The 21,918-nt window shown below is 45.6% G+C and carries 24 protein-coding genes and 1 tRNA gene; 12 read left to right on the top strand and 13 right to left on the bottom strand.

Annotation, left to right across the window (positions count from 1 at the left end):
- Positions 1-195 precede the first annotated feature (195 nt).
- The 5 genes from C8R30_RS05745 to C8R30_RS05765 all read right to left on the bottom strand — a co-directional run bounded on the left by C8R30_RS05745 (position 196) and on the right by C8R30_RS05765 (position 6,015).
- Positions 196-1,032, bottom strand: coding sequence for a ParB/RepB/Spo0J family partition protein (locus tag C8R30_RS05745; RefSeq protein ID WP_090669423.1), 837 nt, complete (start codon positions 1,030-1,032; stop codon positions 196-198).
- Positions 1,033-1,062: 30 nt separating this feature from the next.
- The gene (locus C8R30_RS05750; protein WP_090669425.1) at positions 1,063-1,827 is read right to left on the bottom strand and encodes a ParA family protein; all 765 of its coding nucleotides are present in this window, start codon (positions 1,825-1,827) and stop codon (positions 1,063-1,065) included.
- A 41-nt stretch (positions 1,828-1,868) separates the two neighbouring features.
- Positions 1,869-2,522 (bottom strand): 16S rRNA (guanine(527)-N(7))-methyltransferase RsmG, encoded by a 654-nt coding sequence (gene rsmG, locus C8R30_RS05755; protein WP_090669428.1) that lies wholly within the window; start codon positions 2,520-2,522, stop codon positions 1,869-1,871.
- An 8-nt stretch (positions 2,523-2,530) separates the two neighbouring features.
- Positions 2,531-4,420, bottom strand: coding sequence for a tRNA uridine-5-carboxymethylaminomethyl(34) synthesis enzyme MnmG (gene mnmG / locus C8R30_RS05760; protein WP_090669430.1), 1,890 nt, complete (start codon positions 4,418-4,420; stop codon positions 2,531-2,533).
- Positions 4,421-4,596: 176 nt separating this feature from the next.
- Positions 4,597-6,015: a homospermidine synthase gene (locus C8R30_RS05765; protein WP_090669433.1), complete on the bottom strand. Its 1,419-nt coding sequence runs from the start codon at positions 6,013-6,015 to the stop codon at positions 4,597-4,599.
- Positions 6,016-6,215: 200 nt separating this feature from the next.
- On the opposite strand from C8R30_RS05765, the gene C8R30_RS05770 reads away from it, so the two are divergent.
- The 3 genes from C8R30_RS05770 to C8R30_RS05780 all read left to right on the top strand — a co-directional run bounded on the left by C8R30_RS05770 (position 6,216) and on the right by C8R30_RS05780 (position 7,965).
- Complete coding sequence (locus C8R30_RS05770) at positions 6,216-6,416, top strand: DUF3460 family protein (protein WP_090669436.1); 201 nt, start codon at positions 6,216-6,218, stop codon at positions 6,414-6,416.
- Positions 6,417-6,541: 125 nt separating this feature from the next.
- The gene (locus tag C8R30_RS05775; protein ID WP_090669439.1) at positions 6,542-7,816 is read left to right on the top strand and encodes an HlyC/CorC family transporter; all 1,275 of its coding nucleotides are present in this window, start codon (positions 6,542-6,544) and stop codon (positions 7,814-7,816) included.
- Positions 7,817-7,889: 73 nt separating this feature from the next.
- A tRNA-Arg gene (locus C8R30_RS05780) sits at positions 7,890-7,965 on the top strand.
- Between the two features lie 93 nt (positions 7,966-8,058).
- Here C8R30_RS05780 and C8R30_RS05785 read toward each other — a convergent pair.
- Positions 8,059-9,327 carry a glucose-1-phosphate adenylyltransferase gene (locus tag C8R30_RS05785; RefSeq protein ID WP_090669442.1) on the bottom strand — a complete coding sequence of 423 codons (1,269 nt, stop codon included), beginning with the start codon at positions 9,325-9,327 and terminating at the stop codon, positions 8,059-8,061.
- Positions 9,328-9,599: 272 nt separating this feature from the next.
- Here C8R30_RS05785 and C8R30_RS05790 point away from each other — a divergent pair, with 272 nt between their 5' ends.
- Positions 9,600-9,914 (top strand): DUF1488 family protein, encoded by a 315-nt coding sequence (locus C8R30_RS05790; protein WP_090669445.1) that lies wholly within the window; start codon positions 9,600-9,602, stop codon positions 9,912-9,914.
- Positions 9,915-10,188: 274 nt separating this feature from the next.
- Here C8R30_RS05790 and lolD read toward each other — a convergent pair whose 3' ends face one another.
- Both lolD and C8R30_RS05800 read right to left on the bottom strand, forming a co-directional pair.
- A complete protein-coding gene (lolD, locus tag C8R30_RS05795; RefSeq protein WP_090669448.1) occupies positions 10,189-10,863 on the bottom strand; it encodes a lipoprotein-releasing ABC transporter ATP-binding protein LolD in 675 nt (224 codons plus the stop codon).
- Positions 10,856-12,103 carry a lipoprotein-releasing ABC transporter permease subunit gene (locus C8R30_RS05800; RefSeq protein WP_090669451.1) on the bottom strand — a complete coding sequence of 416 codons (1,248 nt, stop codon included), beginning with the start codon at positions 12,101-12,103 and terminating at the stop codon, positions 10,856-10,858. Before C8R30_RS05800 ends, lolD begins: the two co-directional genes overlap by 8 nt.
- A 153-nt stretch (positions 12,104-12,256) precedes the next feature.
- Between C8R30_RS05800 and rsmD the strand changes: the two genes are divergently transcribed.
- From rsmD to C8R30_RS05815, 3 genes are read left to right on the top strand one after another with little or no spacing between them, the layout of a single operon-like run.
- Complete coding sequence (rsmD, locus tag C8R30_RS05805) at positions 12,257-12,835, top strand: 16S rRNA (guanine(966)-N(2))-methyltransferase RsmD (protein ID WP_338061133.1); 579 nt, start codon at positions 12,257-12,259, stop codon at positions 12,833-12,835.
- On the top strand, positions 12,828-13,307 hold the full coding sequence (coaD, locus tag C8R30_RS05810) for a pantetheine-phosphate adenylyltransferase (RefSeq protein ID WP_090669456.1): 480 nt from the start codon (positions 12,828-12,830) through the stop codon (positions 13,305-13,307). The genes rsmD and coaD overlap by 8 nt, the downstream gene beginning before the upstream one ends.
- Before the next feature lie 15 nt (positions 13,308-13,322).
- Positions 13,323-13,592 carry a YfhL family 4Fe-4S dicluster ferredoxin gene (locus tag C8R30_RS05815; RefSeq protein ID WP_090669459.1) on the top strand — a complete coding sequence of 90 codons (270 nt, stop codon included), beginning with the start codon at positions 13,323-13,325 and terminating at the stop codon, positions 13,590-13,592.
- Here C8R30_RS05815 and C8R30_RS05820 read toward each other — a convergent pair.
- Positions 13,561-14,277, bottom strand: coding sequence for a YggS family pyridoxal phosphate-dependent enzyme (locus C8R30_RS05820; RefSeq protein WP_090669462.1), 717 nt, complete (start codon positions 14,275-14,277; stop codon positions 13,561-13,563). The two genes, C8R30_RS05815 and C8R30_RS05820, sit on opposite strands and share 32 nt — an antisense overlap.
- Before the next feature lie 216 nt (positions 14,278-14,493).
- Here C8R30_RS05820 and C8R30_RS05825 point away from each other — a divergent pair, with 216 nt between their 5' ends.
- Positions 14,494-15,537: a type IV pilus twitching motility protein PilT gene (locus C8R30_RS05825; RefSeq protein ID WP_090669465.1), complete on the top strand. Its 1,044-nt coding sequence runs from the start codon at positions 14,494-14,496 to the stop codon at positions 15,535-15,537.
- Positions 15,538-15,567: 30 nt separating this feature from the next.
- On the top strand, positions 15,568-16,704 hold the full coding sequence (locus tag C8R30_RS05830) for a PilT/PilU family type 4a pilus ATPase (protein WP_090669468.1): 1,137 nt from the start codon (positions 15,568-15,570) through the stop codon (positions 16,702-16,704).
- 46 nt (positions 16,705-16,750) lie between these two features.
- Here the strand turns inward: C8R30_RS05830 and C8R30_RS05835 are convergent, their stop codons facing one another.
- The 4 genes from C8R30_RS05835 to C8R30_RS05850 all read right to left on the bottom strand — a co-directional run bounded on the left by C8R30_RS05835 (position 16,751) and on the right by C8R30_RS05850 (position 18,800).
- Positions 16,751-17,536, bottom strand: coding sequence for a carbonic anhydrase (locus tag C8R30_RS05835; protein WP_258191948.1), 786 nt, complete (start codon positions 17,534-17,536; stop codon positions 16,751-16,753).
- Between the two features lie 26 nt (positions 17,537-17,562).
- Positions 17,563-17,802: a hypothetical protein gene (locus C8R30_RS05840; RefSeq protein WP_090669474.1), complete on the bottom strand. Its 240-nt coding sequence runs from the start codon at positions 17,800-17,802 to the stop codon at positions 17,563-17,565.
- 60 nt (positions 17,803-17,862) lie between these two features.
- Positions 17,863-18,354, bottom strand: a complete 492-nt coding sequence (locus C8R30_RS05845) for a hypothetical protein (RefSeq protein WP_090669478.1) — start codon at positions 18,352-18,354, stop codon at positions 17,863-17,865.
- Between the two features lie 251 nt (positions 18,355-18,605).
- A complete protein-coding gene (locus C8R30_RS05850; RefSeq protein WP_239654206.1) occupies positions 18,606-18,800 on the bottom strand; it encodes a hypothetical protein in 195 nt (64 codons plus the stop codon).
- 152 nt (positions 18,801-18,952) lie between these two features.
- Here C8R30_RS05850 and cutA point away from each other — a divergent pair, with 152 nt between their 5' ends.
- The 3 genes from cutA to C8R30_RS05865 all read left to right on the top strand — a co-directional run bounded on the left by cutA (position 18,953) and on the right by C8R30_RS05865 (position 21,918).
- Complete coding sequence (gene cutA, locus C8R30_RS05855) at positions 18,953-19,273, top strand: divalent-cation tolerance protein CutA (protein ID WP_090669481.1); 321 nt, start codon at positions 18,953-18,955, stop codon at positions 19,271-19,273.
- Positions 19,274-19,308: 35 nt separating this feature from the next.
- Positions 19,309-21,258, top strand: coding sequence for a protein-disulfide reductase DsbD (gene dsbD, locus C8R30_RS05860; protein WP_090669483.1), 1,950 nt, complete (start codon positions 19,309-19,311; stop codon positions 21,256-21,258).
- A 117-nt stretch (positions 21,259-21,375) separates the two neighbouring features.
- Positions 21,376-21,918, top strand: coding sequence for a TlpA family protein disulfide reductase (locus C8R30_RS05865; RefSeq protein ID WP_090669485.1), 543 nt, complete (start codon positions 21,376-21,378; stop codon positions 21,916-21,918).

The following is a 21,918-nucleotide window of genomic DNA, read 5'->3' on the forward strand; positions in this document are numbered from 1 at the left end:
CAAGCATAGGCCTGTGTCAACATTTTTTGTGTTCCCCTCGGCTTGTTTAAAACTATGAATTGTTAGAGTCACCCTTAAGCAACAATTGCGAGAGTAAAGTTGTTCAGCACAAGTGTCAGGACAAACAATCCAACCAAATAAGAAAATTTACCCAGAATAGTAACTGGGTATTTCAGCGTAGCGCTGCTGCTAATCTTAAAATTTGGAAAGAATATCATCCAGCTGTTCTAAGCTCGTATAGTGAATGACCAAATTGCCAGTACCGCGTTTTCCAGGCTTAATCGTGACATTCGCACCCAGTTTGGATGAAATATCTTCTTGTAAACGCAGTAAGTCGCGATCTTGCATGATTGTTCTTCTTGTTGGTGCTTGTTCGATCCGCTTGATCAGCTTTTCAGTTTCTCTTACTGAAAGTTGCTTATGCGCAATTAAGTTAGCAATTTCAACTTGTTTTGCGGCAGAGAGCGGGAGGAGGGCACGCCCATGCCCCATATCGATTTTTCCTTGCATCATCAATTCCTGCACAGGTGTCGCCAGATTAAGCAATCGCAATAAATTCGATATGGCACTGCGAGAGCTGCCCAGCGCTTCACCTGCTGTCTGGTGCGTCATCCCGAATTCTTTGATGAGCCGTTGAATGCCCATCGCTGTTTCCAAAGGATTTAGATTTTCTCGTTGGATATTTTCAATGAGCGACATCGCTAACGCGGATTCATCGGGCACTTCGCGAATGATAGTGGGAACCTGGGTTAATCCAGCCAATTGTGCAGCGCGCCAGCGGCGCTCTCCAGCGATGATTTCATAAAGATCGGCGCCGATCGGGCGTACCAGAATGGGTTGCATGACCCCTTGCGCCTTGATCGATTCAGCCAACTCCATTAAGGATGCTTGATCCATGCTGGTACGCGGTTGATATTTACCCGGTTGCAGCAGCTTGATTTCCAAATGTTGCAGGGATTCAGAAAATGCATGGTCGCTATCGTTCGACAGCAATGCATCAAGCCCTCTTCCTAAACCTTTTAATTTCGTCATTCGCTGTTATAGTCAGTTTGTAAATCCATATTATGCTGCAGCTTCCATAATCTCTTTGGCCAGTGCAAGATAGGCTTGTGCACCTTTTGAAAATTTATCATGGAACAGGGCAGGAACACCAAATCCCGGCGCTTCAGCCAGCCGGATATTGCGTGGAATCACGGTTCGATAGACTTTATCCCCAAAATGTTGTTGCAGTTGGTCTGAAACTTGTTTGGCCAATACATTGCGCGGATCGAACATAGTGCGCAGCAGACCTTCAATTTTAAGGGTAGGGTTGAAATTGGCACGTACCCTTTTGATCGTATTGACGAGATCACTCAAGCCTTCCAGGGCGAAGTATTCACACTGCATCGGTATCATGACGGCTTGCGCAGCACATAAACCATTGAGGGTAAGTAAATTAAGCGCGGGCGGGCAGTCCATTAAGATAAAATCATAATCGTCCTTTACCGTTTGCAGTGCAACTTTAAGACGGGTCTCTCTCTGTGCTAGACTGACCATCTCCACCTCGGCACCTGCTAAATCCTGATTAGCCGGAATTAAATCATATTTACCCGCCGTGGCTGTAATCCGGACATCGGTAATAGATTGTTCGCCAAGCAAGGCATGATAAACGGTGTAGCGCAAAATACGTTTATCAACCCCACTTCCCATCGTCGTGTTGCCTTGTGGATCCAAATCGACTAAAAGGGTACGTTTTCCAGCAATGGCCAGGCTTGCCGCCAAATTGATTCCGGTAGTTGTTTTACCGACGCCTCCTTTCTGATTGGCAATCGCAAGTATTTTTACCACTACTCCCACTCCTTAATCGGGGTGAATCAAGGTAACCACAATCAATTCGAACGTTCAGATCCAGGTTTAATAACGATCAAATGTCGTGCTGCTCTAAGGCCTGGCGCCATAACTCGTAACACTTTTTCCACCTCATATTGCGGGGGTAACTGCATCAATTCCGCATCAGGAAATTTGCCTTTCATGGCAACCAACCGACTTTCTTCAGAGTCGGCACATAAATGCACAGCGGAGGCTACAAACGCACTCAAATCGGCAAATGCGCGTGAAATTACCGTATCGAATTTTTCAGAGGGAAAAAAATTTTCTACACGCTCACAAACAATTTTGACATTCTTCAACGCTAACTCAACACATGCTTGTGTTAAGAATGCACATTTTTTTTGATTGCTCTCTATCAGCGTCATGTGCCAGTCAGGCCGGACAAGCGCCAGCGGAATTCCAGGCAATCCAGCACCGCTGCCGACATCGGCATGCCTTTTACCATTAAGAGTGGGTAACAGTGTCAAACTGTCGAGTATATGTTTGGTCACCATTTCTTCTGGTTTCCGTACGGCAGTCAGATTATGCACCCGATTCCATTTATCGAGGAAAAGAATATATTGCTGCAGTCGAGCTGCGAGCCTTTTTCTTTCCTCAGGCAGCCCACATGCCAGTTTTTCAAGGCCATCCAGCAATTGATTTTCTAGACTCATTTTTAATATTATTTGATTTCTGACAATTCGAAACCGCGTTTCAAATGCACTAACAGCAAGGAAATTGCAGCTGGCGTAATACCCGAAATGCGGGCTGCATGTCCAATTGTCTCAGGTTTAAATTGATTCAACTTTTGTTGAACTTCGCTAGAAAGCCCACGTACATTCCGATAATCGATATCCTTAGGTAAGCTCGTCATTTCATAAGCTGTGTGCCGAGCCACTTCCTGCTTTTGCCGTTCGATATAACCTTCGTACTTAACATTAATTTCCACTTGCTCGGCAATTCTCTCATCGACCAACCCCTGTTCGATACCGGGCAATGACATAAGTCTGGCATAGGTCACATCCGGTCTACGCAGTAATTCATACAGCGAATACTCTTTTTCTATCGTTTTACCTAACACATTGACTAGATCAGCCTCCGGCAGCATACCTGGGCGTAACCATAGCTTACGCAACCTTTGTTGTTCGGTTTCGATTGCCTCGCGCTTGGCAACAAATGCCTGCCAGCGTGATTCATTCACTACGCCCAATCGGTAACCCATCTCTGTCAACCGCATATCAGCATTATCTTCGCGTAACTGCAATCGGTACTCTGCCCGGCTAGTAAACATGCGGTAGGGCTCCGTCACGCCGCGTGTGATCAGATCATCGATGAGCACCCCCAGATAAGCCTCATCGCGACGTGGACACCATGCATCACGCCCCTGTACTTTTAGACTGGCATTCAGGCCAGCCAATAATCCTTGTGCTGCAGCTTCTTCATACCCTGTGGTGCCATTGATCTGCCCCGCAAAAAATAGGCCCTCGATCGCACGCGTTTCCAGAGAACGCGTCAGCGCACGTGGGTCAAAATAATCATATTCAATCGCATAGCCAGGCCGGGTGATATGCGCATTTTCCAATCCGCGGATAGAACGCACCAGATCGATTTGCACATCGTAAGGTAAGCTGGTTGAAATACCGTTGGGGTAGACCTCATGCGTATCCAGTCCTTCAGGTTCGAGAAAGATGGTATGAGAATCTCTATCAGAAAAACGCATGATCTTGTCTTCGATCGAGGGGCAATAACGGGGCCCAATCCCTTCAATTTTTCCCGTGAACAAAGGCGATCTATCCAAACCATCCCGAATAACATCGTGCGTGCGGCGATTCGTCCGCGTAATCCAGCATGCTATCTGACGGGGATGCTGCGCAACGCTACCTAGAAATGAAAATACCGGCACGGGATCGTCACCCGGTTGCTCTTGTAGCAAGGAATAATTGATGCTGCGCCCGTCAATTCGTGGAGGTGTTCCCGTTTTCAAGCGTCCGACAGGCAGATTCATTTCACGTAATCTTTGTGCCAAACTGATCGAGGGGGGATCGCCTGCTCTGCCAGCTTGAAAATTATTGTTTCCAACATGCGCCAAACCCGCCAAAAATGTCCCTGTCGTCAAAATAACGGTGTGTGCAGAAAATTTAACGCCTAGCTGGGTAACTACACCGGCAATTCGGTCCCCTTGCAAAACCAGATCATCTACTGCCTGTTGAATCAGCCAGAGATGGGGTTGGTTTTCCAGTCGTCTGCGAATAGCTTGTCGATAGAGTACGCGATCCGCCTGAGCACGCGTCGCGCGTACGGCAGGACCCTTACTGGAATTAAGCACTCTAAATTGAATCCCCGCCTCATCGATCGCCTCAGCCATTACACCACCAAGCGCATCGATCTCCTTGACCAGATGACCTTTGCCAATTCCACCGATAGAGGGGTTACAGGACATTTGCCCTAATGTTTCAAGATTATGCGTCAACAAAAGCGTTTTTTGCCCCATGCGCGCAGCAGCCATGGCAGCTTCAGTTCCTGCATGGCCACCTCCCACCACGATAACATCAAATGTTTCCGAGAATCTCATAAAGGCATATCAATAATAAGTTAATCTATCCTCTTTATTCTAAGCTATTCAGCACTTATTATTCACAAAAATTTGGTTTTTTATGGAATGTTTCACGTGAAACATCGTCAATTAACCACCCATCAAAATTTACCGGATCATCACAGCACGAATCGAAAGAAATTATTTTTATGATTTTAAGTTACCCGAAAATTCTTGAATTGCCACGGATCAGATCGATCCAAATCTTCCTCGAACAATACTCCACGGCCTTGAAGAGGTGTCCAATCACTATATTGTCCGACCATTTCCCCCAAGTATAGCGCCGCCACTTTCTGCACTTCATCAAAAGGCACTTCGTCAGGCTCGACTATCCCAGCCCGCGGATTGTTTAAAGCCCATACAACCCCACCCAAAACGCCCGCTGCGACTTGTAGACTGGTTGCATTATTACAGGGAGCAAGTTTTCGTGCTGCTTGAATAGATAAAACAGAACCATACCAATAGACACCTTTTGCGTGCCCCATCAGTAACACACCCAACTCATCGACACCATCATAAATATCATCCATCGCTAGGCGTGTTTTCGATTGCAATGCTAAACATTTTCCATTCAGCTCATGAATTGAAAGGACTGCCGCATCACAGGGATGATATGCATAATAAACCGTCGGGCGATAGCTAATATTGCCCCCTTCCTTAACCGTTAAATAGTTGGCCAACGATATCGATTCACTATGCGTAATTAAAAATCCACGATAGGATCCTTCCCGCGGTGTCCAGCCATAAACTTGTGTTTGTACGCCCGGTTGTGTTAGATAAATAGAAGCATCACACCCATATTCATGGCGTCTTCCATCGACCGGCATTTGTTTTTCATGACTTCCCCAGCCTAACTCCGCTGGCTGAATTCCTTCAGAAACGAAGCCATCTATAGACCAGGTATTGACAAATTCATCGATCTTTTTGGGTGGATCAATAACCTGTGTATCGCGCTCTGCACACTGAATGACAGCCACTTTTAACAGCGATGCTAGCTTCGCCCACTGCTCACGCGTCCTGGGTATTTGTGGGCAAATACCGACATCATTAGCAATGTTGAGTAGCGCTTGTTTTACCCAATGCGAAACCAATCCGGGATTGACGCCATGACAAAGCATAGCCGTGGGACCGTTGCCTAATTTTTCCCGCAGTCTTAATGCTTCTTCTCGTAGCCCGTAGTTAGATCTTTCAGAAAGCGAACGATTAGCATCCGCATACCCACCCACCCAAGGTTCGATACAAGTATCGAGATAAAGCACTCCGCGTGCATGACAGAATTCAATCAAAGCGCAGCTCGAGACATTTACTGAGACATTGAGCAAAAAATCGCCAGGGGCTAATAATGGATCGAGTACCTGACGATAATTCTCTGGATTGAGTGGTTTAACTTCGAATGGGATATCGAAGTTCTCAGCTTGAGCCTTTCCTCTCTCATCTGCTGCGATTACTCTAATCTGGTGCGGAGAGATCTCAACGTGTCTGAACAATAATGGGAGAAACCCCTGCCCCACGCTTCCGAAACCAATAAATATAAATTTTCCGTTAAATTTAAATAATTTTTCATCGTTGACCATTAGCTTTATCTTTTATCTATAACTTTTCTTCATTTATAATCTACACGTATGAAGTAATCTTGAGCAATCACTCTATATCTTGAAACGGCCGCCGTTGACGATACATTTCGTACCGAGAGGCCGAATGTTCGCATCAAGAGTGTGTATACAGACTAAAACCTTTAAGTTTACAAATTATTAATGGGATGGGCAAACCTACTATGGAAGACATGTACGAATCCGAACATACTAAATTTATGCGCGAGCTTTTCGAGAAAAGACCCCATTTATACGAGCAACAAAAAGAAGCACGTGCTATTTGGTGGGATAAGAAGGTAAATCAAGAAGAACTTAAACGTTTTAAGGAATCAAAAGAGCCGCAAAAAGGTTATGTTTATTTCGATTGGCTGGATAAAGATTAATAGTAATAGCCATTGCTATCGAACCCTATAAGTTCGATAGCAACCAAATCCTATATTTTATTACGTTATGATTCAGGTTTGTCATTTTGTGCGCTGATCGAAGAAACTTACGAAGGTAACACCATTTGGAAGATATTCCATTACATATATTACTTATTGCATTAGTTTTATTGTTGATTTTGTCGGGGTTTTTCTCGCTTTCCGAAACCAGCATGATGGCGATCAATCGCTATCGGTTAAAGCATCTCGCTAAACAAGGACATCGTGGCGCACGATTGACGACACAATTGCTCGCTAACACTGACAGGTTGTTGGGCGTTATCTTGCTAGGCAATAATTTGCTCAACACGGCAGCTGCAACATTAGTTGCGGTGATTATTTCTTCATTTTTCGCACACAACGAATTTGCATTACTTATCGGAACGATTTGTGTAACCCTCGCGATATTGATTTTCAGCGAGATTACACCCAAAGTCATCGCTGCCGCCTACCCAGAAAAAATCGCACTGACAGCGAGTTACGTGCTGACTCCCCTACTAAAGATTTTTTACCCTGTTGTTTGGTTCGTCAATCTGTTCGTGCAGGGACTGCTTATCCTTTTTCGTTTAAAACCGCAAGATCATACAACGCATAAAATCAGCCCAGAAGAGCTTAAAACACTGGTATTGGAAGCCGGCCACTTTATTCAAAAAAAACACCAGAGTGTTCTAGTTAACCTTGTTGATCTTGAATCAGTTACCGTTGACGATGTAATCGTTCCAAGAGGCCAGATCGAGGCAATCGATTTAGAAGCGGACGATGACATCATTTACGACCAATTGCTAACTTGTCACCATACGCGATTACCCGTTTTTAGAGGACATCTCGATAACGTCGTCGGGATCATTCATATACGCAAGATATTTAATCAAATGAGGGGAGGTAAAATTACGGCATCGATAATCGAAAAAACGATGCAAGCACCTTACTTCATTCCTTCCGGCACGCCCTTATTTTCTCAATTGCAATTTTTTCAGGAAAACCGGAAACGGATCGGTCTGGTCGTCGATGAATATGGCGAGTGGATAGGATTGGTGACATTAGAAGATATTCTCGAAGAAATTATCGGTGAATTCACCACGCACTCACCCTCTCAAGCCAGCACATTCATGCAACAACCAGATGGTAGTATAATTGTCGAGGGAAGTGTTTTACTACGTGATCTTAACCGAAAGCTTGGATTGCATTTACCTCTGGATGGACCCAAGACATTGAACGGGTTAATTCTTGAGCATTTTCAAGATATTCCAGAAGCTGGCATAGGGTTAAATATAGCGGGATACCCAATGGAGATCATCCAGACTAAAAACCAAGCAGTCAAAGTTGTGCGCATTTATCCAGCTTTGCCAAAACCAGAATAAGGTATGTCATCGAATATTATGCGTTTAAATGGCTTCGCATCAGCACACCTTATTGGATAGTTGTAAACCTTACGCGCTCATAGCTCAGTGGATAGAGTACCGCCCTCCGAAGGCGGGGGTCACACGTTCGAATCGTGTTGGGCGCGCCACTGATTCAATTAGGACGGCATCGATCGCCCTATTCTGCAGTACCCTTGACTAATCGATAGTATCTATTCATCCGAGGATCACGCCTCTTGATGTCATTCAGCATAACCGGGTCCATGACCACGCGAATCGCGTGCAAAAAAGTTGATCTTACCCATGGGCACCACCACGATGCCCCCATCAGTTACAATGTATTTCTGGGCATCAGCCACGCGGTCATAGCCGAGCTGTACGTTGGCTTCGATCACATTGTGGCGGTCAACAATGACGCGTCGCAGCCGAGCATTACGCCCGATGCGAACATAGTCCATAATGATGCAATCCTCCAATTCGGCACCTTCTTCAACTACAGCTTCACGACGCACAATGCAATTATGAAGACGCGTGTTTTTGTGAATAACGCAGGCCGCGCCAAATAAACTGTTTTCGATTTCACCACCCAGAATCTTTGCAACCGGTCCTTGATAATTGCTGGAATAAATGGGCCATTGTGGATTAAATGCATCGAAACGGGGGTTTTCACCCAGTACATCTTTATGGGCGTCGAAATAAGCATCGATAGTACCAACATCACGCCAGTAGCCTACTTCTTCGTAAGGCTTGATACCAGGTATTTCGTTATTGGAAAAATCATAGGCATATAAGCGTCTGCTGGCTATCAGGCGTGGGAGCACATGGTTGCCGAAATCAGTCTCGCCGAGGCGATGGGCTTCATACAATGCTTCCACCAAAACTTCGGTATTGAACAGATAGTTGCCCATGGATGCATAGGCTCGGCTGGGATCAGTCGGCATCGGTTTGGGAGATTGCGGTTTTTCTTGAAACTCGCGTACTTTTCCATCCGCTTCAGTATCAATGATGCCAAAACTCGATGCCTGCTCCAAGGGCACGGGTAAGGCTGCAATGGTGACATCAGCGCGTTGTTCTTTGTGAAACCAGACCATTTGGTTGATATCCATCCGGTAGATATGATCGGCACCAAACACTGCAACAATATTAGGCTGATGTAGTTCGATCAGCCTAAGGCTTTGATAAACCGCATCCGATGTGCCTTTAAATTGCAGCGTTTCCTTATGCATTTCCGGCGGTACCACTGTGACAAACTGGCTCGGAAGCAAGGGCGAAATCACCCAAGCTTTGCGGATGTGTTCAATGAGCTCTTGTGCTTTATATTGGACCAAAAGGTAAACCGAACTTATCCCGGAATTGATCAGATTACTCAAAACGAAATCTACGATCCGGTAGCGTGCACCAAATGGTACTGCAGGTTTACAACGATCCGCTGATAGCGGGTTTAAACGTTTTCCTTCTCCTCCTGCCATCACAAAAGCGATAATCTTGTCCGGATTTCTTCTGTCCTTCATTTTCTTCTCCCTGTGATGAATTTTTCATTCTTTAATGCCGTATTAAAAATATTAGCGTATCTAGGTGCTAAATCACATTTAAATTTAGCAAGAAATGATTTCTCGTGAGGAAGGGGCGGCCCGATTGGTCTCATATTTTGATGCAAAAAAACGAAAATTGCCTCTGCGGGACGCAGGTTTAAAAATTTATATAGGAAAAGATCTGAATCACGCTCAAGTTTAGTGTTTTCTATACCGATTATTTTTTATCTTTAAAGATTTTGGTTGGTCGTATGGATAAAAAAACTTTATGCTCTGACTGGGAATTTTCCGAACCATCGTGGACACCACACGCAAATAATTGTGGCGATTCATTAATCGCCTTCATGGCCATGAGCGATACGACACAATTTTTTTGTGGCATTACGCAAGCAGCGATCGCTGATTGTTTTGGAATGACAGATTTACCAGAGGGTGCCATGGATGCATACAAAGTATATGCGCCTCGTATTCATGCCGTCGCGGTAGAGCTCATTAAAAAAGGTGACGTCCATGGTAGCGGTTATTATTTGATCACTTCAGAATTGGCGCGCCATTATTTTCTTTAACCTAGGCTATCCGAGAGACCGATCTCCTGCAGACGGGCTTGGTTGACTGGATTTTCCGGTTCTTTTCGTTAAACAGAACGACTATTCGCCTCAAATGATCGAAAAAGCCAACTCAACCAAACTCACCCTCGCTACGATCGCTATTCTCGGACAGCCTTTTAGATTGTAGCGGGAAAGAAGTATACTGATGAGGCGAAATAGAAGACCCCACCCCGCGAAATGGCAAGTCGGCTGGCTTGCCATGGGCTATATCTGAGCAGAAAATGATCTGTGACTATACCAGCACACCATCGATCAACTGCAGCACCCGCTCTGCTTGGTTGGCAAGTTGCGTATCATGCGTGACAATAATGAGGCTAGCATTGACTTTACGATTAAGTTCCAGCATTGAATTAAATACACCTTCGGCAGTGTGGCGATCCAGATTGCCGGTTGGCTCATCAGCCAGCACGCAAGCAGGCTGAGTGACCAACGCGCGTGCGACGGCTGCACGTTGACGCTCGCCGCCAGACAATTCAGCGGGTGTGTGCGTAAGGCGATGCCCCAACCCCACATGCTCAAGCATGTCAGCTGCGCGTTCCATGGCTTCCAGCCTATTCGTTCGGCGGATAAGCAGCGGCATAGCCACATTTTCCTGAGCGCTGAATTCGGGAAGTAAATGGTGGAATTGATAAATAAAACCGAGTGATTGGTTGCGCAGCCGACATTTTTCTTGTTCGCTGATCCGAGTGATATCCTGTCCCAGCAGGAGAATTTCTCCTTTAGTTGGGATATCCAGTCCGCCCAGTAAATGCAGCAGCGTACTTTTCCCCGAGCCAGAAGCGCCGACTATCGAAATCATTTCCCCTTTATTCAGCGTCAGGTTGACACCATGAAGCACAGGTACTTCCAGTTTGCCCTGATAGTAACTTTTATAGAGATTCTTACAGGAAATGACGACGTTATTCATAACGGAGCGCCTCCGCCGGGTTGACTTTTGATGCTCGGTAACTGGGGTAAAGTGTTGCCAACAGCGTCAGGAAGAAAGATACGGTCGCCACGGTAACGATGTCTTCAAGGTGTGGATCGGAGGGGATCTCACTGATGTAGTAGACCTCCTGCGAGAGAAACTGAACGCTGAACAATTGTTCGATAAAGACAACGACATCGCTGACATTGTATGCGAGGAGCGTGCCGCCGATGACGCCCAATACAGTACCAAACACACCGATGAGGGTACCTTGAACAATAAAAATTTTCATAATGCTGCCTGGGCTGGCGCCCAGGGTGCGGAGAATGGCGATATCCGATTGTTTGTCGGTAACCGCCATGACTAAGGTAGAAACGATGTTAAACGCAGCAACGGCAATGATCAGCGCGAGTATCAGAGACAGCATGCGTTTTTCGATTTGGATCGCACGGAAATAATTAGCATGCTGGTGTGTCCAGTCGCTGAGATAATGATCAGCCGAAACCATGGACGACAAATCGCGAACGACAGTGGGGGCATCGAACAAATCGTGCAATTTCAACCGAACGCCCGAAACCTGGCTAGGCTCCATACGATAGAGCTTCTGTGCATCTGCCATGTGAATCAGCGCCAAACCGGAATCGTATTCATAGTGCCCCGCCTCAAATACACCGACAACAGTAAACTGTTTGAGTCGAGGGAGTATTCCGGCTGGGGTAACTTGGCCTTGCGGGGAAATCAGGACAATTTTGTCGCCAGGAAAAGTACCGAGACTCCGCGCCAACTCCAAACCGATGACAATACCGAATTCCCCCTCATTTAACTGGTAGAGCTCACCCATCACCATCATCTGTGCAAAATCGGCTACCTTGTTCTCAGCTTCAGGCAGAATTCCACGTACGATTACACCGCGCACCACTTGATTATGTGAGAGCATACCCTGCGCATTGACGTACGGTGCGGCGGCCATCACTTGGGGATGCTTGATGACGATGTCTGCGACCTGTTGCCAATCCGTCAAAATGCCATTGAGGCTACTGATCTGAATGTGTGAGGCCACCCCCAGGATTCGTGTTCGGACCTCTTTATGAAAACCGTTCATTACCGACATGACGGTGATCAGCGCGGTCATACCAAGCGTGATTCCAAGCAAAGAAATAAGGGAAATAAAAGAGATAAAATGATTGCGACGTTTTGCGCGCGTGTAACGCAAGCCGATTAACAGTTCATAGGGTGACACGAATAATATTCCTGAATATAAGTATGGATATACACGGTATTTTAATGAACCTGCATGTAGAGTGATAGGAAATTTCCTTGGGAGGCGGCAATTTATGTCAAATTACAGTAAGCGCATCCAGTCTTCAGTATAATTACAAACGAGAAAACAGTATTGGTATCGAGTGTAACCGACTTATTTATGTTACGTGAGGGAAAGGTCCGGATTATAGGAGGAAAATGGCGTAGCCGCGTAATTTTGTTTCCCAGTGACAAATTCTTGCGGCCAACCCCCGATCGGGTGCGAGAAACGGTATTTAATTGGCTGGGTCAGGATCTAACCGGGTTACATTGTTTGGATTTGTTTGCAGGAAGCGGGGCCATGGGTTTCGAGGCGGCATCCCGCGGAGCGACCCAGGTCGTGATAGTGGAATCGAATAAAAACATTTTGCGTGGACTCCAAGCCAGCCAGAAAAAACTAGACGCAACGCAGGTTGAATTGGTGGCGATGAATGCATTGGCATTCATCGCTGCAGACAGGAGGCAGTATGATGTCATTTTTTTGGACCCTCCTTTCCAGTCTGATCTAATGCCCCAATTACTGCGCCATCTTCCCTCGCGAATGACTGATGCAGGATTAGTCTATATGGAAAGTGACAATAAGGTCGATTTGGATGAGCAGTGGCTCGTGTGGCGAAGTGGGCGAGCCGGCAAGGTGTACTATCAATTACTGAAATTGAATAAAAATGGATAAGGCAGTCTACCCCGGAACTTTCGATCCCATGACGCGCGGTCACGAAGATCTCGTACGCCGTGCAGCAAAATTGTTTGATAAAGTCGTGGTGGCCGTTGCTGCGGACAGCGCTAAAACACCCTTTTTCACATTGAACGATCGTATCGAGATGGCGCAAGCCGTGCTGAGCGATTGTTCAAATGTGGAGGTTGTCGGTTTTTCAGGCTTATTGACCACATTTCTGCAGCAACAAAATGCGCGCGTCATTTTGAGAGGGTTACGCGCCGTATCTGATTTTGAATATGAATTTCAGCTGGCAGGAATGAATCGTTGTCTTTTTCCCGAGGTAGAGACTGTTTTCTTGACGCCTTCCGAACAATACATGTTTATATCCGCAACAATCGTCCGGGAAATCGCCCGGTTGGGCGGGGATGCAGATCAATTCGTGCATCCCATCGTTGCAGAACAATTACGTAAAAAAATGAAAAATTGATTTTTTGAGGTTGTTATGGCACTAATCATTACTGACGAATGTATCAATTGTGACGTATGCGAACCCGAGTGCCCGAATGGCGCGATTTCGCAAGGTGAGGAAATTTATGTCATCGATCCTAATTCATGCACAGAATGCGTGGGGCACTATGATGTGCCCCAATGTGTCGAGGTTTGCCCGGTGAATTGCATCGTCACTGATCCGGATAGAATCGAGAATCGTGAACAATTGCTGGCGAAATACCATGCATTGATTACTGGCGCGGAGCGAGCTCCTCAGGAATAGCGTAGCGCCTTGGCCCGAAAATTGCTGTTCCTACGCGTACGATGGTCGCCCCTTCTGCAATCGCCATATCCATATCCTCGGACATCCCCATCGACAGCGTATCGACATCGAATCCATCCCGTTTGAGCTGCTCAAAAATAGCGCGCATGACTTGAAACTGCTCACGCTGGAGTGCTGTTGCTGATGTCAGTTCTGGAACGGCCATCAACCCGCGTAATTTGAGACGCGGCAACTGGCTGACAAAAGCAGCCAGCTCAACCGCTTGCTCAGGGTCAACACCGCTTTTAGTGACTTCACCACTGACATTGACCTGCACGCAAACCTGCAAAGGCGGCAATGATTCGGGTCGAGCACTGGATAGCCGTGTCGCGATCTTTTCCCGGTCTATGCTGTGCACCCAGGAAAAGTTTTCTGCGATGGGTTTTGTTTTATTACTTTGGATCGGGCCAATGAAATGCCACTCAATGGGCAAATCAGAGAGTGCGCGAATTTTTATCAACCCTTCTTGTAAATAATTTTCCCCAAAAACAGTTTGTCCTGCCTCCCAGGCTTCCCTCAGTTTTTCAGGTGGATTGGTTTTACTTGCTGCTAATAATAGGATGTCATCTGGAGATCGGCCTGCGTTTCTTGCAGCTTCTGCAATACGGGATTTGACCGTTTGCAGGCGTGTGGCAATTGTTGTCATGGTTTATGAATAGAAATGAAAAGCTATGAGTGAAATGGCGTTCTTTTCGAGGGAAAACTTTCGAGTGATCAGGGTAAATAATAATTAGCTGCCCAACATCTTCTCAATTTTTATTTTTCTCTACCGTTGATAAGTAAATAAGCTTTTATTTTGGGTACGGATTGCGCGAGGACGCTCGACGCTTACTAATCCATAAACTTCAGGAAATTTACTTAAATGAACATAGTAGAACTACTTGCTTTTGTGGTCAAGAATAATGCTTCTGACTTGCACTTATCTGCAGGAATGCCTCCGATGATTCGCGTGCACGGCGAGATCAGGCGCATCAATCTGCCAGCGATGGAACATAAAGACGTACATGATATGGTGTATGACATCATGAATGATGGTCAACGAAAATTCTACGAAGAACACCTGGAATGCGATTTTTCTTTTGCCATTCCCAATCTGGCCCGCTTCCGGGTAAATGCATTCAACACTCATCGCGGCGCGGCCTCGGTTATGCGGACAATCCCATCAAAAGTGTTAACGCTGGAGCAAATCAAAGCACCTAAAATTTTTGCTGAAATTGCTCAACAGCCTCGTGGCGTGGTTTTGGTGACAGGACCGACAGGTTCAGGTAAATCAACGACATTGGCGGCCATGATCAATGACATCAATGAAAATCAATATGGACATATCTTAACACTTGAAGACCCGATCGAGTTCGTTCATGAAAGTAAGAAATGTCTCATCAACCAACGTGAAGTCGGGAGAGATACGCACAGTTTCGCCAATGCATTACGCGCGGCTTTGCGGGAAGATCCGGACATCATCTTGGTGGGTGAAATGCGTGATCTGGAGACGATTCGTTTGGCAATGACCGCAGCAGAAACGGGTCACTTGGTATTTGGCACATTACATACGAGCTCGGCGGCAAAAACGATCGATCGTATCATTGACGTGTTCCCTGCTGAGGAAAAAGAAATGGTGCGCGCTATGCTATCTGAATCTCTCCGGGCAGTCATTTCCCAGGCTCTGCTGAAAACAAAAGATGGATCAGGCCGCGTAGCCGCCCATGAAATCATGATCGGTACACCAGCCATTCGTAATTTGATTCGAGAAGGCAAGATCGCACAAATGTACTCAACCATACAAACCAGCCAAGCAGTGGGCATGCAAACGCTCGATCAAAATTTGGCCGATTTAGTCAAGCGCAATGTCGTCTCTGTTGCCGAGGCAAGAGCTAAGGCCATGAATAAAGATAATTTTGCAGGTTGATATACCGATAATAGAACGAGGAAAGGAATCATGGAACGAGAACAAGCAATCAAATTCATGCACGATCTGTTGCGTTTGATGCTCAGTAAAAAAGCATCCGATTTGTTTATCACAGCGGGCTATCCACCTGCGTTTAAAATCGACGGCAAAATGACGCCAGTATCGCAGCAGCAACTTTCACCACAGCATACGGCAGAACTTGCGCGCGCCATCATGAATGAAAAACAGGCAGCCGAATTTGATGCGAGCAAGGAATGCAATTTTGCTATTCATCCTCACGGTATTGGGCGATTCCGTGTCAATGCATTTGTTCAGCAGCAGCGTGTTGGACTCGTGCTTCGCACAATCACCACACAAATTCCAAAATTTGATGATTTAGGCCTGCCGCCTGTCCTCAAAGAGGTGGTAATGAGTAAACGTGGCTTGGTCATTTTCGTCGGGGGCACCGGCTCCGGTAAATCGACCTCGTTGGCAGCATTGATTGGTCATCGCAACCAGAACAGTTATGGCCATATCATCACGATCGAAGATCCGGTGGAATATGTACACGAGCATATAAATTGTGTCGTAACCCAGCGGGAAGTCGGTGTAGATACGGAATCTTGGGAAGCCGCACTAAAGAACACCCTGCGACAGGCGCCGGATCTTATTTTGATTGGTGAAATTCGTGACCGCGAAACAATGGAGCACGCGATCGCTTTTGCTGAAACGGGCCACTTATGCATGGGAACGCTGCATGCAAATAGTGCTAATCAGGCACTCGATCGTATCATTAATTTTTTTCCGGAAGAACGGCGTGCTCAACTTTTGATGGATTTATCACTCAATTTGAGAGCATTGATTGCACAACGTTTGATTCCAAAGAAAGAAGAGAAAGGGCGCGTTGCGGCAATTGAGGTGATGCTGAATTCTCCATTGATATCCGATTTGATTTTTAAAGGTGAAGTGCATGAGATCAAGGAAATCATGAAAAAATCAAGAGAGCTAGGCATGCAAACTTTCGATACCGCTCTCTTTGAGCTTTATGAAGCTGGGTTAATCAGCTATGAGGATGCGCTGAGAAATGCTGACTCCATGAATGAGCTCCGTTTGCAAATCAAGTTACATGGTTCGGAAGCTAAACACGTAGATCTCAACTCAGGTATCGAACATTTGACTATAACATAACAGCAAGCATAAAACCGGCAGCCGGCGTGCCGGCTGCCGGCCCCAATCAAGGGGTCTCAGCCACTACACGATTGTTCAAATCTTGTGGCAATCTAGCATTATCGGAATAAAAGCTTTTCAACTGAGCAAGCTGTGCTTCCGATATGGTGATCGGATTAGCCAGAACATACCAGTTAACACCCTCACTACAAGGTGGGGTCGTTAATGAACCAGCCAATGTATAAAAATGCCGTTTGTCACGAGGAAGCAGTAATACCGGGTTTATTGATGTGCCTGGGTTCTGATTGGAATCTTTTCCGGTATACGGGGTATTATCCAGAACGGTCTGGAATACTTCATTTTCTTGACCAATTTCAATGAGAACCCCTAGCACAGCGATTTTTCCGTCATCGCGCACGTGCACAAAATGCAGTTCGGCAGGGAAAGTACGGTCGCCAATTACGTGTTCGCTTGGCTCATGGAAGTGGAACTGTATCAGCGGATAGGCTTCACCACCAATTAATAGCTGCCCCTGATAGCCTTCGGAAAAATTGACTTGCACGCCATGACCACTGTTATAGAAATTCACGGTATCGGCCGGATAGTGTATTTTTAGCTTGTTCAGCAGTCTTGAAGGATTTGCTGATGCCAGATCGACAGGTGATTGATGCTGACCGAGGCCGCAGACGGCATAGGGATACATATGAGGAGCGACTGTTTGAGATGGATCATGAATCGCCCCCCATTCTTCTTGTTCATGATAAGACCACTCAACGGCTTCCGCCGTCATTAGCGGCGTTACGGCAAACAAGCAGCTAGCAATTGTTCCAGTAAAAATAGTTTTAATTTTCATAATTGCGACTATTCCTTTGATCAAATTTAGCAAGGATGTTTTCTACAATAATCGGCCATACTCGGTTTTTTCTCAGTATTGGAAGGTTGCTTGGCCGAAGATTTGTTTTCCGTTGACGGTTGATTGGCTTCCAGTTTTTTTGGCTGTTGGCGTGTTTCGGTCGTTGTTGCTGAGTCTTGATGTGTCGGCGTTGCAGGGGGTGTTTCTGAAGCTACTACTGTCGAAAAAGCCATACTCAAGCCGATGGCCATAAGCGCTTTAAGCATAGAGTCCTCCTTAAATAAAAATTACTGGGTTGGTTTAGAAACTGAGGAAACAACATAATGCTACTGGTTTACAGCTATTTTACGTCCGAAGGCATTGATTAAATGCCACTCAAATTCTTGTGTGCCATCCGAATTTATAAACATCGAAAGCGCACCCTTAGATAACGGCGGCACGGCAACATCGATAATGTATTCTTTTGTTTCGAGGGGTTCTTCAGTAGTTGTTCCAGGAATTTGTGAAGGAATCAGTTTGACAGTTATGCGCTCGATAGCATAATCATCGTTGCCATTATAAATACTGCCATTAAAAATACCCCAGCCAAATCCAGCGTCGATCTTGAGCTTACTCAAGGCTTCGGTAGGAAGTACCAATATACCGGATGCACTAAGATGAGAAACACATTGATTTCTTGAATCCCGATCTTCGGCATTGCTTGGCATACTAACGTCAATACAAGCGTCATTTTCGGTGGAGTAAGGACTCGCGATAACCAGATGAGGCCAGATTGCCATGACTATCCACATAAACCCCGCTAACAAAATTCTTTGCATTAAACAAACCTCTCTACCCGCTATACTGTTATCGCCTTTCTGTATTTAGGCATAAAGTACATGATAAAACCTAAAAAATATGTGAAGACAACCCAATATCGATCATAGAAAATCAGAAATTACTCTTTGCAGTAACATTGTCATAGCGTTGCGTTTGCTTGCACTGATAATTTTTAATTAAGCAAACTGGTAGCCGTCTCGATCTTTATAAAAATAAGATGATTCGAGCGTGTCTGGGAAGAAATTTGTTATCATTTTTTACTCAACCCCAAAAATAAGCTTTTTAGTAACAAGACAAATAAGAAAGGAATGAAGCTCATCGCCGTTACCCAATAATGCTCATAGGTAAACTGGTCACCTTCATCCATAATGATGTACATAAAAAAGATACCGACCGGTGCGATTAAGGCGAGGATTTGTAGCAAAATAAATAGTTTTTTAATCATAGTGTTAGCTCCCATAATCATTGCAGTGGCTCATCATAGAAAATTGGCAATTAGTTATTCCGCCAACATACGTTTGAGCTTAGTATAAAAAAGAATACAGAACTTTTGAATCTTTCAGCGAGTAAGTAAATAAATTGCAACATTATTTGTAAATGGAAATCATACTGATCATTACAAATTTTCCTGACAAAGCCAGTGCACTCAAAGTCGCACAACAACTCATTGAGGATCGATTGGCCGCGTGCGTTAATATACTGGCTGAATCTACCTCGGTATATCGTTGGCAGGCAAAGATTGAAACCACCAATGAAACCCCTCTAATTATCAAAACGGTGGCGGAAAATTATGGACAGGTGGAAAAGGTTGTCAAAAGCCTCCATCCTTATGAACTCCCTGAGATTATCGCTGTCCCTGTAAAGATGGGATTACCCGCCTACTTGCAGTGGGTGTCCGATGAAGTGTCTGGCCTGTGAATTAACAAAATATTAAAAATAAATTTGAGTAAGCTATGCGTTTAATTCATTTTTTCCTGATTTTGGTTTGCTTTACTAGCACAAATGTTTTAGCAGAAGAGGGTAAGCCTTCCACAAGCACGAGTGGCACGAGTGTACTGTCGATTTTACAGAAGCTGGGCGCAAGTTTTGGGCAAGCGGAGCAAGAGTTGCTCCCTCCTGATGAAGCGTTCAAATTCTCCATTCAGGTACGTGATGAGCATACCCTCATCGCCAATTTAACGCCGGCAAAAGATTACTATCTTTATCGCGACAAAATTGCTTTTGAGCCGAAAAGTGATGGCATTCACATAGAAAAAGTCGTTCTCCCTCAAGGAAAAATGAAGAATGACCTGACTTTTGGTCAAACTGAGGTTTATTATCAGCCAGTCCAAGCTATCATTTCACTGAAACGCGATCCATCTGCCACAGACCAGCTATCGCTTACCGCAACCTATCAGGGTTGCAATGAACCTGTCGGTGTCTGTTATGCACCCATCAAGAAAGAAAGCAATCTCACTCTGCCAGCAATCCAGGCTGCGGTAAATGCAGTGGCCGAAACAATCAGCAGTAACGCTTCCGCAGCGCGTGTCGACGCGACCGCAGAGTTGTTTCAGACACCCTCATCGCCGGCGATTGAAACCGAATCGTATAAAATCGAGCAGATGTTTGCCAGCGGCAGCTTCGGGTTGATCTTGACGGGCTTTTTTGGCATCGGTCTGCTGCTTGCATTCACGCCATGCGTCTTTCCCATGTTTCCAATATTATCAGGCATTATCGCAAATCGCAGTCAACATCTGACCAAGTGGCGCGGGTTTGTACTCGCGTTGGCCTATGTTTTGGGTATGGCAATTGCCTATGCGATTGCCGGCATTGCTGCCGGATTATCGGGAGCAATGTTATCGGCCGCACTTCAAAATGCGTGGGTTCTTGGAACATTTGCTTTGGTTTTTGTCATGCTGGCTTTTTCAATGTTCGGTTTTTACGATTTGCAGTTACCCGGGTTTCTCCAAAGTAAGCTTACTGAAGAAGCAGGGCAGCTAAAGGGTGGAAGATTGACCGGCGTATTTGGAATGGGTGCCTTGTCTGCATTAATCGTCAGCCCATGCGTAGCAGCACCCCTTGCAGGTGCCTTGCTCTATATCAGCCAGACGCGAGATGTCTTGCTGGGAGGGTCAGCATTATTCGTTATGGCACTCGGCATGGGCGTGCCGCTATTACTATTGGGTGCGTCCGCGGGCGCGCTACTTCCTAAATCTGGCCCATGGATGGAATCGATCAAGCAATTTTTCGGCGTACTGTTATTGGCGGTCGCGATCTGGTTGATTTCACCTGTAGTAACCGAAGTCATCTACATGTTGCTCTGGGCAGCCTTGCTCATCATCTCGGCAATTTATCTGCATGCGATCGATCCTTTACCAGAACGGGCTTCTGGATTCCGCAAGTTTCTCAAAGGTGTCGGGGTAATTTCACTATTGGTGGGTGTTGCGCTGTTGATTGGCGTGCTGTCTGGTAGCCGGGATGTCCTGCAGCCGCTTTCGAAGTTGAGTATTGTCGGTATCAGCAACAGTGAAATGGTTCAGCCGGGAATCTCCGACCAAGGTGGACATTTGCCATTTCAGCGGATAAAAACCATTGCTGAACTAGATGAGGTCATTCAACAATCAAGAAATAAATACATCATGGTAGATTTTTACGCCGACTGGTGTATTTCTTGCAAAGAGATGGAACGGTTTACCTTCACCGATCCTAGAATACATGATCGGTTGAAAGATGTCGTTTTGCTACAAGTCGATGTCACTGCCGGAACACCTGATGATGCCGCACTGTTGAAGCGCTTCAAGTTATTTGGCCCACCAGGTATTTTATTTCTCGACCGTCAAGGACGTGATATACCGAACATCAAAATCATTGGCTATCTCAATAAGGAAGATTTCCTTTCCGTGTTGGATGCAGTGTTGATTTAGTTCCAAAATCTTGTTCAACTTTTACTCTGCGTATTTATTTCAGCGCATAGCTAGAATAGGGGTGGGTTGTTAATCCACAGCTTGAAAACGCAGTTATTCCAATCCAAGGAAGGTTACATGTCAAAATTAAGCCAGATATTGCTCTATGCGGTCGTTGCCCTATTGGCCGTTTCCGCTGGGATTGTTTATAAAGTAAAACAAATCGATGGTACTCGACTGAGCAGTACAGAAAAGAAAGCAGGGGCAGAAGCGTTTTTTGCAACAAGCCTGCCCGATATTGCAGGAAATATGCAACCCTTTTCCCAATGGCGCGGCAATGTATTGCTGGTTAATTTCTGGGCTACTTGGTGTGCCCCTTGCCGAGAGGAAATACCCGAATTCATCGATGCGCAGGAAAAATACCGTGATCGGGGTGTCGTTCTAGTGGGAATTGCGATTGATCAGAAAGAAAGGGTGGAAATGTTCAGTAACGAATTTGGCATTAATTATCCGATAGTGGTTGGTGATATCGATGCCTTCTCGTTGGCTGAAGTAATGGGGAATCCGCAAGGAGCCCTACCTTATACCGTAATGATCAATCGAGATGGCGAGATTGTGGATTCACATTTGGGGCGAATTCACATAGATAAAGTCGAAAAAATACTGAAATCCTTGCTTTAA

The sequence above is a fragment of the Nitrosomonas nitrosa genome, assembly GCF_003051105.1.
GTDB classification, from domain to species: domain Bacteria; phylum Pseudomonadota; class Gammaproteobacteria; order Burkholderiales; family Nitrosomonadaceae; genus Nitrosomonas; species Nitrosomonas nitrosa.